Source organism: Nonlabens sp., from assembly GCF_018401815.1.
In the GTDB taxonomy this organism is placed as follows: domain Bacteria; phylum Bacteroidota; class Bacteroidia; order Flavobacteriales; family Flavobacteriaceae; genus Nonlabens.
Genome location: NZ_JAGYKG010000003.1, coordinates 103,498 through 121,086 on the forward strand (window position 1 = coordinate 103,498; position 17,589 = coordinate 121,086).

The window sequence follows — 17,589 nt, forward strand, 5'->3', positions numbered from 1 at the left end:
TATAGTAAAGCCCTTAAAGGACAAGTTGTGCATATTATTTTTGTATGGTAATTAAAAAGGTCCTGTTATGGTTCTAGCTTTCCGTTTTTCTTTTAAAAACAGAATTTTATACCGAACTGTATTCCGTGCGAAAGCGGAATATGTACCAAATTCTCATTTACAAAGATAACGTATGACAACTATGGATAGTATAGAAAGTTTGCAATGGAGGTATGCAACCAAAAAATTTGATTCTGAAAAAAAACTGGAAACAACCCAATTAGAGTTGCTCGCACAAGCCTTTAATCTTACCGCTACTTCCTATGGCTTACAACCTTGCAGGTTAATTGTTGTTCAAGATCAAGATCTTAAGGAGAACATGGTACCTCATTCTTATGGTCAGATGCAAGTTAAAGATGCCAGCGCCGTATTAGTGATATGTACGACTGCTGTTGATGAACAATACGTAAAAGATTATTTTTCTATAGTTAAAAAGGAGCGCAACACACCAGATGAGGTGATTCAGCCTTTTCAAGACTTCTTGATAAGTACTTTTTCCAAGAAAGAATCTGAAGAAATTGAGTTGTGGGCAAAGAACCAAGCTTATTTGATTTTAGGTAATTTACTCACTGTTTGCGCGCAACAGCAAATCGATTCCTGTCCTATGGAAGGTTTTGTACCCGAGAAAATAGATGAGTTACTAGATTTAAAAAGCAAAGGGTTAAAAAGCACCTTACTACTTCCTGTGGGTTACCGAGCGATGGATGACTTGATGTCTCAATTAAAAAAGGTACGCCGACCACAACAGGAAATGGTTTCCTACTTGTAGAAAACAGTAAAATAATAGAAGATACAACCCACTACTGACTGAATAAAATGAGGTAAACATGATTTAAGGTGTCCTACTATTCTAACGGAATGTATTATTAAACTATAGCATAAAAAAAGCGTGATTTTCAAAATGAAAATCACGCTTTTTTTATGCTTAAAATTTATTTTTGCCTACTGCCTACTGCCTACTGCCTACTGCCTACTGCCTACTGCCTACTGCCTACTGCCTACTGCCTACTGAATTGTGTATTCAATTTCAAAAGCCTCAGAAATTCTAAAGTATCCAAAAGGGAACCTACTAGAATCTGTGGTATTGATGATGTTACCTCTTACCACTGCCGGTTGTGTACCAAAAGGGCCGCCACCTCCTTCTCCTGCTTGCTGTAGTAGGGTCTCATAGAAATTAAAACAGCGTTGGTCTATTCCCATAATACGTATGGTTGCGGTGACCCCTGGAGTAGCTTCTTCAATAAAAAAGGTTGTCTGGGAACGGTTTCCATCAGTAAATTCATCATCAATAACATCTACTTGTTCGTTATTAATATCTTGGTATTCAAAAAGATAAAAATCACCAAGACCAGATGGGTCGTTAAAGAAGGCAGTGACCTCAGTAATATCATCGCCAAAGCCGCTTATGATTTCCTGCTCTACATTTGTAAATGGTACCGTAGGCTCAAGACTTTCTGTAGCCGTATAGATAGCTCCATTATCAGTAATAGTTAAGGTATAGCTGTTTTCAGTAGGATTGCTCATTCTTATAAAAGGATAGTTAGTGCTATACACTCCGTCTGCAACAAAAGGAATAGGGATGAGGCTGCCATCGGCATCGGTGATGCTAACTACAGCATCGTTTACAAAAACAATTTCCTCATCATAAAACCCTGCAGATCTGGTAAGTTGTACTCGGGTAGATGAGGTTCCAGACTCGTTAAGCTCTATGTACGCATCTACAACCAGTCGCGGATCTGAATTATTGAGATCTAATTGAACTACATCAGAGCATGAAGAGAATAACAATAACGTAAGGGCGTATATAAAAAAGTTCTTCATCTCTTAAAATTTAAAATTATAGGTGACCGCAGGAACTACGCCAAATATAGCAAGCCTCGTCGCTTCATTTCTATTGGTATCTTCATTTTCTGCAAAAGAGATACTCACCGCATTTCTTCGGTTATAGGCATTGTATAAACTAAACACCCAGCTGGATTGCCAGCCTTTCTTCTTGTCCGGTTGAGGAGTATAGGTAGCCGAAAAATCTAGTCGATGCACCATAGGCAGGCGGCTGCTATTTCTAGATTCATAAGTAGGGATAAACAAGCTGTCAAATTGATACTGACCGTTAGGATAGGTAACAGGTTGTCCAGTTTGCAGGGTAAAATTAGCGCCTAGATCCCACTTTTTATTCAAGTTGTAATTTGCCGTTAGGGTAAGATCGTGTGTTTTATCCCAAGCGGCATTGTACCAGTCTCCATTATTAATTCCTGGTTCCATCGCGGTTCTTCCAGGGGTGCGTTGTTCACTTTTGGATAGGGTATAAGCAATCCATCCTTGAAGTTTCCCTTCATTTTTTCTCAGTAAAAACTCCAGACCATAAGCTCGAGCTTCTCCTTCTAGTAAAATTTGCTCTACGGCATCATTGGCAATTAAATCAGCACCATCGATATAGTCCAACCGGTTTTTTACGGTTTTATAAAAGGCTTCGGTTTCTATGGAGTAGTTCCCTATGTTCTTAAAAAAACCAGCAGCGACTTGAGTTCCTTTTTGTGGTTCTATAAAGGTTCCGCTAGGGGCATAAAGATCAAATGGAGTAGGAGCATTGGTATTAGAAATCAAGTGGATGTATTGATTGATACGCTGGTAGCTTGCTTTGATACTCGTATCCTCATCTAAGGAGTAAGCAATGGAAAACCTAGGCTCTAAGTTGACAAAGGACTTTAGGGTTTCACTGCGACTGCTAGAAAAAGAAGCTGTAGGTGTGGCGCTTTCATAAATTTCTAGATCTTCATTATACAATAGAGGTTGGTTGTTTTCATAGATATTAAGGCTTTCTTGACCTAACCTATTAAAACTGCTTATTCTTAAACCCGCATTGATATTGATTTGGTCGCTTATTTTAAATTCTCCATCTGCATAGATGCCGTTCTCCCAAGCGTATTTTTTAATCAGCTGCCTATCGTTGATACCACTTGTAGCGGTGGTAGGCTTTATTCTTCCTGGATCAAACTCGTAATAAATGGAATTGATTCCGTATTTCATTTTTACCTTATCATTGACAAAATTGGTCAGGTCGTATTTAACATTCATATTAGTAATACCACTATCAAAGGTAAACTCGACAAATTGTAATTCCAGTCCGTAGTTGTAATCACTATAAATTACAGAAGCATTGGAAAACCATTTTTCATTATAAATATGGTTCCACCTGATATTCACAAAACTATTGCCGAAAGTGTTGCCAAAAAGATTATTCACATTAAAAACATCCCTACCGAAGTAGCTAGACATATACAGACGGTTGTTGTCATCTAGGTTAAAACTGGCTTTGGCGTTGAGATCGTAGAAATAAGCAACATTATCAACATCAAATAATGGCAAGAATAAATGTGCATAACTACTACGTCCACCTATTAAAAACGAAGCCTTTTCTTTGATAATAGGACCTTCAAATAGCAACCTGCTCGATACAAGGCCTATTCCTCCTGTACCGCTAAATTTTTGTTTGTTTCCATCGCGTTGATAAATGTCCAGTACACTAGAAACACGACCGCCATATCGCGCTGGGATCCCACCTTTGTAAAGTTTTAAATCTTTTATTGCATCTGGGTTAAAGACCGAGAAAAAACCAAACAAGTGGTCACTTCCATAAAGAGTAGCTTCGTCCAGTAGCACCAAATTCTGGTCTGCTGAGCCACCTCTTACGTTAAAGCCAGCAGATCCTTCACCTGCGTTACTAACTCCAGGAAGTAAGGTGAGGGCTTTGATAAGATCAGTTTCTCCAAGTACCACAGGAACTTTTCTAATGGTTTCTATAGACAGTGCGTTCACGCTCATTTGAGGTGATTTAGTGCTCATCTTTTCTACATCGGCAGTGATGACAATGGCGTCTAGTTCCTCACCTTGTTCTTTTAAAGCTAGGTCTAGTTTTACGTTTTCGTTCAGGGAGATCTTTTTTACTACAGTGGCATATCCTATGCTGGAATATTGCACCGTATAAGCTCCTGTAGGCAAGGTGATGGAATAATAACCGTAAGCGTTGGTAATGGTTCCGGTTTTTAATTCGATGATGTTGACAGTAACGTTGAGCAAAGTTTCACCAGTTCCTTCCTCGATAATAGTTCCTGAAAGCGTGGCTTTTTGCGAGTGCGCTTTCGCGAAAGCGAGAAAGGTAAAAACACTTATAAGTACAATATTCTTCAATAGTTAGGTATTAGTTCTTGATAATTAATGATGTAAATAAAAACATGATGTAAAAGTAAAGTCCAAATGCTTTCTAAAGCTAAGCTTTACATTTAATTTAATATCTTTTTAAACTAGGATGCACACATCGTAGCTCACTTTAGTAACTTTGGTAAAAACTAGTTCCATGACAACAGCACAACTTACCGACCAACTTTCTTTACCTGTAGTAGCAGCCCCTATGTTTTTAATATCAGGGCCAGAGCTAGTTATTTCTTGTTGTAAAAATGGAATAGTAGGTACCTTTCCGGCCTTGAACCAACGATCTAGCGAAGGCTTTGAAGAATGGTTGGTACAAATCAAAACAGAACTTAAGAATTGGGAAGAAGCAACCGGTAAAAAAGCAGCGCCTTTTGGTGTGAACTTGATCGTTCATGGAAGCAATCCGCGACTTCAAGCAGATTTGAGGTTATGTATGAAGCATCAAGTACCGTTGATCATTACTTCTTTAGGAGCGGTAAGTGATGTGGTAGATGCGGTACACAGTTATGGTGGTGTTGTTTTTCACGATGTGATTAAAAAACGCCATGCTCAAAAAGCACAAGAAGCAGGAGTAGACGGACTGATCTTGGTTTGCGCAGGAGCTGGAGGGCATGCGGGTGTTCTCAACCCGATGCCTTTTATAAGAGAAGTTAAAGAGTTCTTTGACGGTACCATTTTGCTAGCTGGAGCCATGAGCTCTGGTCAAGACGTGGCTAGTGCTTTACAAATGGGTGCAGATCTCGCTTATATGGGAACGCGTTTTATCAATACAGACGAATCTAAGGCCACAGATGAATACCGAGATATGATCATAAAGGCTGGTTGTAGTGATATTGTTTACACTGCTGCGATCTCTGGAGTGAGTGCTAATTTTTTAGGCGCTAGTTTACAAGCAGCAGGAATTACAGAAGAGCAAATGAAAGCCAAAGTAAAAATTGACTTTGGTAAAGAAATGGACACCGAGGCCAAAGCCTGGAAAACCATCTGGAGTGCGGGACAAGGTAGTGCCACTATAAAAGATAGTATACCAGCCGCAACACTTATAGCTAGGATGAAAGCAGAGTTTAAAGCCGCCGTAGAAAAGCAACTAGAAAACTTAAAGAAGTACAGTTGATTGATATGAAAATTTGTTGATTTCGTGATTTGATAATTTGCTAAGGCAAATTGATGAGATAGAGAAGGTCAACCTCTGCTGAGTTGAGCGTCGTAAAGGTGGTAAGGAATTTGTTCTAGATATTTTTTTTCGTTGTGACGGCTTTTTTTAGAGAGTTTCAACTAGTAGTTTTTTAGATACTAGATCTTAAACTCAAAACGTTCTTTACTCTTGCTCCAATTGACATACGACTTGGAACTTTGAATGTTCATTTTTGATGTTACATTTTGGAATTATTTCCAATTACCTTTGCCCCATGAGCCAACTAGTACAAATATCTATTTTACCCCATTATCTGGAAGATGAAAATCATATTCTGAATAAGGTTTTTGAAAAAATAGATGTGCGTATGGATGATGTCCAGAAATGGAATATCAGAAAGCGTTCTATAGATGCCAGACAGAAAAAAGTAACATTTAATTTACAAATAGAGCTATGGCTTCAAGGAGAAGATATTCCTGAAAGAGAGGTGTATCAAATTCGAGATGTTTCTCAATCAAAAGAAGTGGCTATCATAGGAGCTGGTCCTGCGGGGTTATATGCAGCATTAAGAGCTATTGAGGGCGGATTAAAACCTATCGTCTATGAACGTGGTAAAGATGTGCGCTCTAGAAGACGGGATCTTGCTGCGATTAATAAAGATCATATCGTCAATCCTGAATCCAATTATTGTTATGGAGAAGGAGGCGCTGGAACCTACAGCGACGGTAAATTATATACCCGATCTAAGAAAAGAGGTAACGTGCTAAAAGCTTTGGAATGGTTTGTTGATTTTGGTGCTACGCCCGACATACTGGTAGATGCACATCCTCACATAGGGACCAATAAATTACCGCAGATTATTACTTCTATGCGGGAAGCAATTGAAAAAGCTGGTGGGAAAGTACATTTTGAGTCTAAAATGACGGATATACGTCATGAGAATCAACAAATTAAGGCGATTCAGATCAATGACAGGGAATGGATTCCCTACGACAACCTTATCCTAGCAACCGGTCATTCGGCTAGAGATATTTTTTATTTACTTCACAAAAGAGGTATCAAGGTACAGGCAAAAGCATTTGCTATAGGCGTCAGGGTAGAGCATCAACAAGAGTTGATTGATCAGATTCAATACCATGGCGATGATCAAAACCCTTATTTGCCACCAGCCAGTTACAGTCTTGTAGAGCAAGTAGACGGAATGGGAGTGTACTCCTTTTGTATGTGCCCAGGTGGTATTATTGCACCATGTGCCACAGCTACAAATGAGGTGGTTACCAATGGTTGGAGCCCGAGCAAACGCAATAATCCATATGCTAACAGCGGGATTGTGGTCAGTGTATCTCCAGAAGACTTACCTAATTACGATCCTGAAGATCCGTTTGTGTCCCTTAATTTTCAGAAAAAAGTGGAATACGACTGTTGGGTTGCTGCTGGGAAAACTCAAAAGGTTCCTGCCCAACGTATGCAAGACTTTGTAGAGGGAAAACTGTCCACTGACTTTCCTAAAACCTCCTATTTTCCTGGTTTAACAAGTGTTGATTTGAACAAAGTACTTCCAGAAATGCTAGCCACTCGTTTAAGTGCTGCTTTTATAGCTTTCGGTAAAAAAATGAAAGGCTATTACACCAATGAGGCGGTGCTTCACGCACCAGAAAGTCGTACAAGCTCTCCAGTGCAAATTCCAAGAGATCCGTTTACTATGGAACATATAGAAATTAAGGGTTTATATCCTTGTGCCGAAGGAGCAGGCTATGCAGGAGGTATTATAAGTGCCGCAATAGACGGTATTAATTGTATGGACCGTATTATTGAAAAATCATACAAGTCTTCATAGCAATACCTTTGAGCTAAGAAAGGTTATTTATGTAGGAGGTAACAACTATTGATTCCTTCCGTATCAAATTATTGAAATCCCTAAACCTTATTTAGGGTCTATTTTATCCTATGTAAAGCTGGTTGTATTGTTCAAACACCTGATGCATTATAATTATCAGGATGCATAAAACGGTTTTTTATAGCCTGTTAAGCGTGACAATGGTTACTTCATTAGAAATTGAAATAAAACAACAAAGTTTTAAAGCAACTTCTACGTAAAAGCTTTGAACTGGTCGAAAAACCTACTAGAAAAGTAAGCGTTTTGATATAAGTTCCGCTTTCGCGAAAGCGGGAATATTAACAGCACTGATCATTACTAAAGCCCGTCGTTAACCTAGAAGGAAAGGAAACCTGTTAAAATGTAACAGATTCTTTTTGTAAAATATACTTAGTAGTTTAAAACACTAGTTATATTTTTATTTGGAAGTAATTGCCTGCCATTTAAGAAGTCTAATTCAATTATAAAACTATAACCTAAGACTTCAGCTCCAGTTTGATGGATTAATGCGTGTGCGGCCGCTGCGGTACCTCCAGTGGCTAGCACATCATCATGAATAAGGACACTATCCGTACTGTTAATAGCTGCCTCCTGCATTTCAATAGTGTCAGACCCGTACTCTAGTTGATATTCTTGACTCATTATTTTACCCGGTAGTTTTCCAGGTTTGCGCAGCATCACAAACTTGGCGTCTAGCGCATCTGCCATAAGCATTCCAAAAAGAAAGCCTCTTGATTCTATTCCAACAACTACATCAATTTTTTGATTTTGAAATGGCTGGATCAAGTGTTGAATCATTAAATCTCTAGCTTCTATAGAGGCTAATAATGGGGAGATATCTTTAAAAATAATCCCTGGTTTTGGAAAATCAGGAATGTCTATGATATGTTTTGCTAGGTAAGGATTATTCATGGGTTAAATATAGAAAAGGCAAGTCTTAGTTGCCTATTTGAAGTAGCGATTTTTAAAAATAATTTTTAGAGAAAAATAATTTTGAGTTTAATGTTGAATAAAGTTGACAATATTCTAAATTCTCGTATATTTGCAGCCGCAAAAGCAACAAGTCTTTTGTTCTTTGGCCTCGTAGCATAACTGAATAGTGCACCACATTACGGCTGTGGAGGTTGCAGGTTTGAATCCTGCCGAGGTCACGAATAAATATAAAATCTGCAAATGAAATTGAGTTTACTCAAAATTTTGTTTGCGGATTTTTTATTTTCAAAGCGGAGCTTTGAGGGATGCGCGGAGCGAATCCTGCCGAGGTCACCATCACTCACAACTGCGTTGTGAATTAAAACATAGAAACCTTGACAAGCTCGCTTGATCAAGGTTTTTTGTTTTAAGACACCAGACTTGCAAAGGCTGGCAGTTGTATTTGCAACATCGACCTCATTTATGATAGGCAATCCTACCGAGGTCTCCCTGGTGGCGGGAGCTTCCCGCTCGCGATCTACACAATAAGAGTTAAGAAAAACAGGAAGGTTAGAGATAGCTTTCCCAGCTGGCACTGGAGAATTATTCCATTAATGATGTTAATTATGATAAGAATGGAAATATTACTACTTTAAACAGATTTGGTTTGTTTGAAAGCGCTCAGAATAATCAGAGAAAACATAGAAAAGAAAAACACTTGTAAAAACGTTTTTGCAAGTGTTTAATTAATCATCATTGTTTAATAATCTGTATCTATTATTTAGGGCCAGTCAAATTTCTTTATAAAAATGCAATAAAATTATATGTTTATTTTTTTACTTTAAAGATTAAATTTTAAGTAAAATTCATTAGTATTATTTGCTCTTGCTAACAATTGTCTTTGCATCATGTATTCATATGCGAAACCTAATTGTAGTCTTTTGTTAATAGCGATTTTAACCATTCCTGCTAACGAATTGTCTGTTCTGTAAGTTACTCCAAGATCAAATTTTTTATTAAAAATGGTTGTTGCTGTAAAGTCAGATGAAAATGGTGCTCCGTTTACATAACGGACAATCACCGATGGCAATAAGTCAACCGAAGAACTTAGTTCAAAATTGTATCCACTTGACATATAAAAGTGTACACGATCTGTTGATACAGTAGCGTAACCATCCTCGTTTTTTGCTCTTTGTGTATTTAACATTTTTGGGGTAGATAAAGAAACATAGTATTTCTCATGTTTTAAGTAAAACCCCATTCCAATATTGGGATTAAATCTTGAAAAGGATTGTAAACTTGGATCCACAACAAAGTTATAGGTTTGTAATCCGCTAGTATTTACTTCATAGTTATTACCTCCAACTTTTACACCCATAAATAAATCTAGCTTGTCCGATAATTTAACATCGTAAGATAAATCAATTGCAAAAAAAGTTTGTTTCTCAATAAAAACTTTGTCGTGAACAAAAGAAAGTCCTAATGAGAATTTCTTTTCTCCTAAAGGTGCCATAAAAGAAAAAGCTTGAGTCTCTGGAGCATTTTCTACTCCTGTCCATTGGCTTCTAATGGATGACTGAATACTACTTTCTGCTTCTACTCCTACATAAGCAGGATTCACTAAATTTAAATGATTTCTATAGAAAGTAATAATACTCTCTTGTTGAGCCAATAGACTACTGCTTGTTAGTAAAAGAAGAGCTATTAGAATTATTGTTTTTTTCATTGTGTAGATATTTATTGTTTTTTCATTTTCATATGTAATGCCATGAATAAAATCTCGTTGGATTTTGCGATTTACAACTCATGGCATTTCCATAGTTCTAAAAATTATTTAGAGATATAAACCCAACCGTCATAAATTGTCCCATTACCATCTAAATCAATTTGGTAATAGTAAGAACCACTATCTGGTAAAGATTGAGATCTGTTTTTAAAATGTCCATCCCAATCATTTTGGTAGTTTCTAGCCTCAAACACTAAATCTCCCCAACGGTTGAAAACACGCACATAATTATTTGGGTGGTTTTCAATATTGTAAATCATCCACGTATCATTTATACCATCTCCATTTGGTGTAATTGCTTGCGATATGTTGATCTCTATCGTATCACAAACATCTCCTATACCATCATTATCTCTATCCTCTTGGTATGGGTTATAAGTTAATGGACAGTTGTCATTCACATCATCAATTCCATCATCATCATCATCATCATCACATATATCTCCTAAGCCATCATTATCATTATCTGCTTGGTCAGGATTATAAGTTAAAGGACAATTATCATCAATGTCAATTACTCCATCATTATCATCATCATCGTCACAATTATCTTTAATGCCATCATTATCATTATCTCCATCTGTAGATATTACCGTTACAATTGCAGTTTGTGTCGCAATATTTCCATAAATATCTGTTACCGTTAAAGTCACCGTGTTAGCACCTAAGTTATTACAGTTAAAATTTTCGATATCTATTGTAATACTTGCAATTGTACAGTTATCCGTTGAACCATTGTCTATCTGAGACGCAGTAATTCTTACTTCTCCAGTAGCATCTAAAGTAACCGTTACTGGTTGGGTAGTAACTGTTGGCAGAGTTGTATCTTGAACTGTTACTACTTGAGTAGCCGTTGTAGTATTTCCTAAACCATCTATTACTGTCCATGTTACTGTTGTGTTTCCTATTGGGAAACCTAATGGCGCATCGTTAGTCACACTTGCCACTGTACAGTTGTCTGCAGTTATTGGTGTCCCTAAAGCAACCCCTGTAGCAGTGCAACCTGAATTAGTTGTAGTGTTAATTGCAGCTGGTGCTGAAATGGTAGGATTAGTAACATCTACTATTGTTCCAATTGTGAACGTTTGAGTAGTTGTACATCCATTTGCATCTGTAACAGTAACAACATATATCCCGTCCATTAAGCCAGTTGCAGTAGCATTTGAACCTCCTGAAGGAGCCCAAGAGTAGGTATATCCGGGCGTTCCACCAGCAACAGCAACTGTAGCGGAACCATTAGCTCCTGAGTTACAAGATACATTGGTTTGTGACGCTGGAGTTGCTACAAGAGCAGTTGGCTCTGTGATTGTAAAACTTTGTGTAGCGGTACAAGAATTCGCATCAGTAACAGTCACGGTATATGCACCTGCTGACAGTCCTGAAGCTGTAGAGGCCGTTCCACCAGATGGAGCCCAAGAGTAGGTATATCCGGGCGTTCCACCAGCAACAGCAACTGTAGCGGAACCATTAGCTCCTGAGTTACAAGATACATTAGTTTGTGAAGCTGGAGTTGCTACAAGAGCAGTTGGCTCTGTGATTGTAAAACTTTGTGTAGCGGTACAAGAATTCGCATCAGTAACAGTCACGGTATATGCACCTGCTGACAGTCCTGAAGCCGTAGCGGCAGTTCCACCAGATGGAGCCCAAGAGTAGGTATATCCAGCCGTTCCACCAGCAACAGCAACTGTAGCGGAACCATTAGCTCCTGAGTTACAAGATACATTAGTTTGTGAAGCTGGAGTTGCTACAAGAGCAGTTGGCTCTGTGATTGTAAAACTTTGTGTAGCGGTACAAGAATTCGCATCAGTAACAGTCACGGTATATGCACCTGCTGACAGTCCTGAAGCTGTAGCGGCAGTTCCACCAGATGGAGCCCAAGAATAAGTATATCCGGGCGTTCCACCAGCAACAGCAACTGCATGGAACCATTAAATTCCTGAGTTACAAGATACATTGGTTTGTGAAGCTGAGTTGCTATAAGAGCAGTTGGCTCTGTGATTGTAAAACTTTAGCGGTACAAGAATTCGCATCAGTAACAGTCACGGTATATGCACCTGCTGACAGTCCTGAAGCTGTAGCGGCAGTTCCACCAGATGGAGCCCAAGAATAAGTATATCCGGGCGTTCCACCAGCAACAGCAACTGTAGCGGAACCATTAGCTCCTGAGTTACAAGATACATTGGTTTGTGAAGCTGGAGTTGCTACAAGAGCAGTTGGCTCTGTGATTGTAAAACTTTGTGTAGCGGTACAAGAATTCGCATCAGTAACAGTCACGGTATATGCACCTGCTGACAGTCCTGAAGCTGTAGCGGCCGTTCCACCAGATGGAGCCCAAGAGTAGGTATATCCAGCCGTTCCACCAGCAACAGCAACTGTAGCGGAACCATTAGCTCCTGAGTTACAAGATACATTAGTTTGTGAAGCTGGAGTTAAGGAAATAGCATTAACAACTCCAGTTAGACTTACTGTTTGATCTGTTGCTCCAATAGATGACATTGTTAAAGATCCTGAAATAGCACCTGATGTTGCCGAATTAGTTACTCTAACATAAACGGTTGTTGCGCTTAAAGTACCGCTAGCTGTTATATTTACAGAACTTGCAAAACCAGAACCTGATGTTAAGCTCACCTCAAAATTGGTTGGGGCGGTTACGATAACATCGGCTGTTAAATCAGTTCCAGAAACAGTAAGTGTTTGTTCTGCTGAGGCTGTGCCTGAACATGCAGTAAAACTTGGAATTTGGGTAGTTACCCAATTACCAGTAGGGCCATTTAAAGAAAATGAAGATAATGTACCAGTATATCCATTTCCACTCATATCTGTCAATATTGTAGCTTGTGAAACAGAGGTATTATCTCCACCAGGAGTGATATAGATATTGTTAAAATCGTAAAAAGCTACAACCCCTGTTTCAGTACCATCAGGGCTATCTCTCATAAAATTGTTGATGTCAACATTAGTAAGAGCACTGTTCCAAATTGAGAGTTCGTCTATTGTTCCATTATTTGAACCTTGTATAGAACCATTTAATAATGCAGCTCCCATTGAAGATGTTGTGGGTGTAATAATTCTCGTTTCAGTTCCTGTATTCTCTGCTACTCCATTTACATAGAGAGTAATAGACCCTGCATTATTTGTAACGGCGATATGAACCCAACCCGAATTTTTAATAATTGTAGTTGATTCTACTACTGCACCACCAGAAGGCACATAATACCTTAATTTTCCGCTAAAATTAGTTTCAATCTTAAAGTAATTATTGGTAATAGGACTTCCCCAAGTAAATATATTTGAAAATGATCCTATAATATTTACCCATCCCATAACAGTATAACTTGATGAGTATGGAATCATTGGGTTTATATCAACCGTCTGACCAGCAGTGGCATCAAAATTTAATGATCTATTTGAAATAATCCTTGGTGTTGCTGCTATAGCAACCGTAAAATCGGTTGCACTTTGAACAGTACCGCAAGCAGTTGTTAGACTTATTTTACCATCTGTAAGAGTAGATGGTGTAATAGCTGTTATGGTGTTGTCATCAACAACAGTGAAAGAAGCAGCATTAACTCCATTAAATTTCACAGCAGTAACCCCTGTAAAAGTAGTGCCTGTAATCGTTACTGTTGAGCCAGAAGTACCAGAAATAGGTAAAAAAGAATCTAAATTAAATATTGAATTAACAACTCCCGATAAATTCACGGTCTGATCTGTTGCTCCAATAGATGACATTGTTAAAGATCCTGAAATAGCACCTGATGTTGCCGAATTAGTTACTCTAACATAAACGGTTGTTGCGCTTAAAGTACCGCTAGCTGTTATATTTACAGAACTTGCAAAACCAGAACCTGATGTTAAGCTCACCTCAAAATTGGTTGGGGCGGTTACCATAACATCGGCTGTTAAATCAGTTCCAGAAACAGTAAGTGTTTGTTCTGCTGAGGCTGTACCTGAACAGGCAGTAAAGCTTGAAATAGATGTTGAATCAACGGTAATTGTTGGTGTAGCAACCACAGTAGAACAAACTGAGGTCATGACACAGTTACCAGAACCAGGAGGTGAAACAGCCACAAACATATTGTTCCCATAGGTAACACTAGTCCAAGCATAACTTGCAGCCGCTGATTGTGCTGTCCAAGTAACACCATCAGGGCTCGTCATAACACGATTTGAACCATCGCTTGCTACTGCTACAAATAAACCATTACCATAGATAACACTCTTCCAAAAATTATCTTCCGTAGACACTTGCGCTGTCCAAGTGATACCATCAGGACTGGTCATGACTCGGTTTCCCGTTCCACTAGACGCAACAGCTACAAACAGGCCATTCCCGTAAGTGACACTCTGCCAATTATTATCCACAGCTTCAGCTCTTGTTGTCCAAGTAATCCCATCAGGGCTCGTCATTACACGGTTACCGGTACCACTGGTTGACACTGCAACAAATAAACCATTACCGTAAGTAACACTAAACCATGATTCATTTGCAGCGGCGGTTTGTGAAGTCCAAGTAATCCCGTCAGGGCTCGTCATCACACGGTTGGAACCATTAAGTGCAACAGCCACAAATTGGCTATTATCATTATCATAGGTAATACTAGTCCAAAAATTAGCCGCAGCTGCAGTTCTTGCTGTCCAGTTAATCCCATCAGGGCTAGTCATCACACGGTGTGTGCCAGTGCTTGATACTGCAACAAACAGTCCATTACCATAAGTAACACCTAGCCAAAAATTATCTTCAGCTGAGGTTTGCGAAGTCCACGTAATCCCATCAGGGCTCGTCATTACACGGTTACCTGCGCCACTAATCGAAACAGCCACAAATAGACCATTACCATAGGTAACACTTTTCCAATTATTATCTGCAGGTGTAGTTTGTGACATCCATGAGATACCTGCATTGCAGGCTGGTGTACATGTAGAATCAACAGTACCTGCTAAATTCACGGTCTGATCTGTTGCTCCAATAGATGACATTGTTAAAGATCCTGAAATAGCACCTGATGTTGCCGAATTAGTTACTCTAACATAAACGGTTGTTGCGCTTAAAGTACCGCTAGCTGTTATATTTACAGAACTTGCAAAACCAGAACCTGATGTTAAGCTCACCTCAAAATTGGTTGGGGCGGTTACGATAACATCGGCTGTTAAATCAGTTCCAGAAACAGTAAGTGTTTGTTCTGCTGAGGCTGTACCTGAACAGCTTGTAAAACTTGTAATTTGAGTAGCATCATAAGTAATGGTTGGGGTAGCAACCACGGTAGAACATATTGAGGTCATAACACGATTACCTGTACCATTGAACGATACAGCTACAAACATATTATTTTCATAGATTACACTAACCCAACCATTGCTTGCAGCCGATGCATGTGCCGTCCATGTAACACCATCAGGGCTCGTCATAACACGATTTGAACCACTGCCAGCTACTGCTACAAATAAACCATTACCATAGGTAACACTAAGCCAAACATTATCTTCCGCAGACAATTGCGCTGTCCAAGTGATACCATCAGGACTGGTCATGACCCTGTTTCCCGTTCCAGTTTGGGCCACTGCTACAAATAGTCCATTGCCATAGGTAATATCGTTCCAACTATTATCAGCCGCAGACATTCGAGATGTCCAATTAATACCATCAGGACTCGTCATTACACGATTGCTGCTTCCAGTATTAGATACCGCTACAAAAAGGCCATTTCCATACACCACGTCATTCCAAACATTAAGTGCAGCTGCATTTTGGGCCGTCCAAGTGATACCATCAGGGCTTGTCATTACGCGGTTCGCGCCAGTACCCGCAACCGCTACAAATAGTCCATTACCATAGGTAACTCTATTCCACACAATATCTGCAGCCGAAGTTCGAGATGTCCAATTAATTCCATCTGGGCTAGTCATAACTCGATTGCCTGAACCAGACCCCGCAACCGCCACAAAAAGGCCATTGCCATAAGTAACATCTCTCCATAGGTTGGCCACTACTGAATTTTGTGTTGTCCAAGTAATTGCATCTGGGCTTGTCATTACTCGGTTGCCCGCACCCGAAGAAGCAACAGCCACATACAAGCCATTACCGTAGGTTACGCCTCTCCACAGATTATCTGCTGCTGAGGTCTGAGAAGTCCATAAGGATCCTGCATTACAAGGTGTTGGTGTTGAAATATTCCCAAAAACAGTAACGCCACCTTCAGATGAGTAAGCCACACCAAGACTTGTATAAGGCGTGCCAGTGGCTAATACACTGCCAGAATTATTAAAGTTGACATCCCAACCAAAAAATAAATCGTCTGCTACCCCTAAAAGATCTGATCCATTTTGTACCCAATCATTCGTACTAGTGTTAAAATCAAAAACACGGATATATCCATTGTTCCCTGAGCCAGACATGCCACCTATAGCTAATTTATTTCCGTCACTAGTTAAACTAACAGATGAGCCATAATAATTTGATGTTGCAAGTCCTGTTAGATTACTTCCCACTTGTACCCAATCATTCGTACTGCTATCAAAATCAAATGTTCTGGTATTTCCAACATACCCATTCGCCCCAGTAGAACCAACTGCAAGCCTAGTTCCATTTGACGAAAGACTAACTGAAGTTCCAAATGAATCACCAGTAGTGACACCTATAATATTGCTACCTGTTTGTACCCAATTTGTTGAATTATAGGAAAAGGTTTGCACTAAACCTTGATATGAATTGTACGCGTAGCCACCAGCCGCTATATGGCTACCATCATAATCCATATCTAATGCATACCCTAATAAAGCTCCTGTTAGTCCTTGAATTGTTGAACCGAGTTGTATCCATGTACTTGTGTTTGCGTCATATTCATAGGCATAAACCAAACCGGACCCGAAACCATTGGGACCGTTGCCATTAACGCCAGGGGCATTATAAGAACTAACCAATAATCGGTTACCGTCTCCACTTAATTTTAAATTCCATCCAAAATAATGTGCATTACCCTCACCATAAAGATTAGTTCCAATTTGTGTCCACGTACCATTTATGTTCTTAAAAACTTGTACTTGTCCAGAAAAATTGCCACTGCTCGTGCTATGAAGCGGGGCTCCTACAGCAACTAACGTTCCGTCTTCACTTATACTTACACGGGACCCAAATTTCATGCTAGCAGTATTCCCCACAAGTGTATTGCCTAATTGTGCCCAATCAGTGCCATTAAACTCAAAAATTCTAACTTGGCCAGCATTTGTTGCACTGGAGTCATTTTCAGGAGCTCCTGACGCTAGTATGGTTCCATCAGCACTTATGCTTACCGAATTTCCAAAATAATCTCCAGGGTTTTCGCCGTTTATACGACTACCCATTGGAGGCCAACTTTGGGCAGAAGCAAAGGAATACGTAAATAAAAGTAACAAAGCCATTGCGAGCTTCAAAATTTTAGAGGTCATAATAATCGTTTTATAAGTATGTGACGAAATTATGACTAGCATTTAGCTAATACTCTATTTTAGACCCCCCGATAAACCCCCGAAGTCGTAAAAAATGCAGATTATCTACTATATTAGGGAGTCAAGTTTACGGAAGTTAAAAGATGATGTTTTTTAATCAAAAAATTGCTAAAAAAAGGAAGCGGTATAAAGCCTGCAAAGAACTGC

9 protein-coding genes and 1 tRNA gene are annotated in these 17,589 nt (G+C 39.2%); 4 read left to right on the plus strand and 6 right to left on the minus strand.

Features of this window, described 5'->3' with window-relative positions; genetic code table 11:
* Positions 1–172: 172 nt before the first annotated feature.
* Positions 173–808 carry an NAD(P)H-dependent oxidoreductase gene (locus KG732_RS07130; protein WP_366508887.1) on the plus strand — a complete coding sequence of 212 codons (636 nt, stop codon included), beginning with the start codon at positions 173–175 and terminating at the stop codon, positions 806–808.
* 236 nt (positions 809–1,044) lie between these two features.
* Here KG732_RS07130 and KG732_RS07135 read toward each other — a convergent pair whose 3' ends face one another.
* Positions 1,045–1,860, minus strand: a complete 816-nt coding sequence (locus tag KG732_RS07135) for a DUF4249 family protein (RefSeq protein ID WP_213521917.1) — start codon at positions 1,858–1,860, stop codon at positions 1,045–1,047.
* Positions 1,861–1,863: 3 nt separating this feature from the next.
* The gene (locus tag KG732_RS07140; RefSeq protein WP_213521919.1) at positions 1,864–4,227 is read right to left on the minus strand and encodes a TonB-dependent receptor; all 2,364 of its coding nucleotides are present in this window, start codon (positions 4,225–4,227) and stop codon (positions 1,864–1,866) included.
* 166 nt (positions 4,228–4,393) lie between these two features.
* Here KG732_RS07140 and KG732_RS07145 point away from each other — a divergent pair, with 166 nt between their 5' ends.
* Positions 4,394–5,362 carry a nitronate monooxygenase family protein gene (locus tag KG732_RS07145; RefSeq protein ID WP_213521921.1) on the plus strand — a complete coding sequence of 323 codons (969 nt, stop codon included), beginning with the start codon at positions 4,394–4,396 and terminating at the stop codon, positions 5,360–5,362.
* Between the two features lie 295 nt (positions 5,363–5,657).
* A complete protein-coding gene (locus KG732_RS07150; protein ID WP_213521923.1) occupies positions 5,658–7,220 on the plus strand; it encodes an NAD(P)/FAD-dependent oxidoreductase in 1,563 nt (520 codons plus the stop codon).
* 429 nt (positions 7,221–7,649) lie between these two features.
* Here KG732_RS07150 and KG732_RS07155 read toward each other — a convergent pair whose 3' ends face one another.
* Positions 7,650–8,171 (minus strand): adenine phosphoribosyltransferase, encoded by a 522-nt coding sequence (locus KG732_RS07155; protein ID WP_213521925.1) that lies wholly within the window; start codon positions 8,169–8,171, stop codon positions 7,650–7,652.
* Positions 8,172–8,336: 165 nt separating this feature from the next.
* Here KG732_RS07155 and KG732_RS07160 point away from each other — a divergent pair.
* Positions 8,337–8,410: transfer RNA gene (locus KG732_RS07160), tRNA-Arg, on the plus strand.
* A gap of 602 nt (positions 8,411–9,012) precedes the next feature.
* Here KG732_RS07160 and KG732_RS07165 read toward each other — a convergent pair.
* From KG732_RS07165 to KG732_RS07175, 3 genes are all read right to left on the minus strand, one after another.
* Positions 9,013–9,897, minus strand: a complete 885-nt coding sequence (locus tag KG732_RS07165; protein WP_213521927.1) for a PorP/SprF family type IX secretion system membrane protein — start codon at positions 9,895–9,897, stop codon at positions 9,013–9,015.
* Positions 9,898–10,001: 104 nt separating this feature from the next.
* Positions 10,002–11,774, minus strand: a complete 1,773-nt coding sequence (locus KG732_RS07170; RefSeq protein WP_213521929.1) for a gliding motility-associated C-terminal domain-containing protein — start codon at positions 11,772–11,774, stop codon at positions 10,002–10,004.
* Positions 11,775–11,931: 157 nt separating this feature from the next.
* A complete protein-coding gene (locus KG732_RS07175) occupies positions 11,932–17,382 on the minus strand; it encodes a LamG-like jellyroll fold domain-containing protein (RefSeq protein WP_213521931.1) in 5,451 nt (1,816 codons plus the stop codon).
* Between the last annotated feature and the right edge of the window lie 207 nt (positions 17,383–17,589).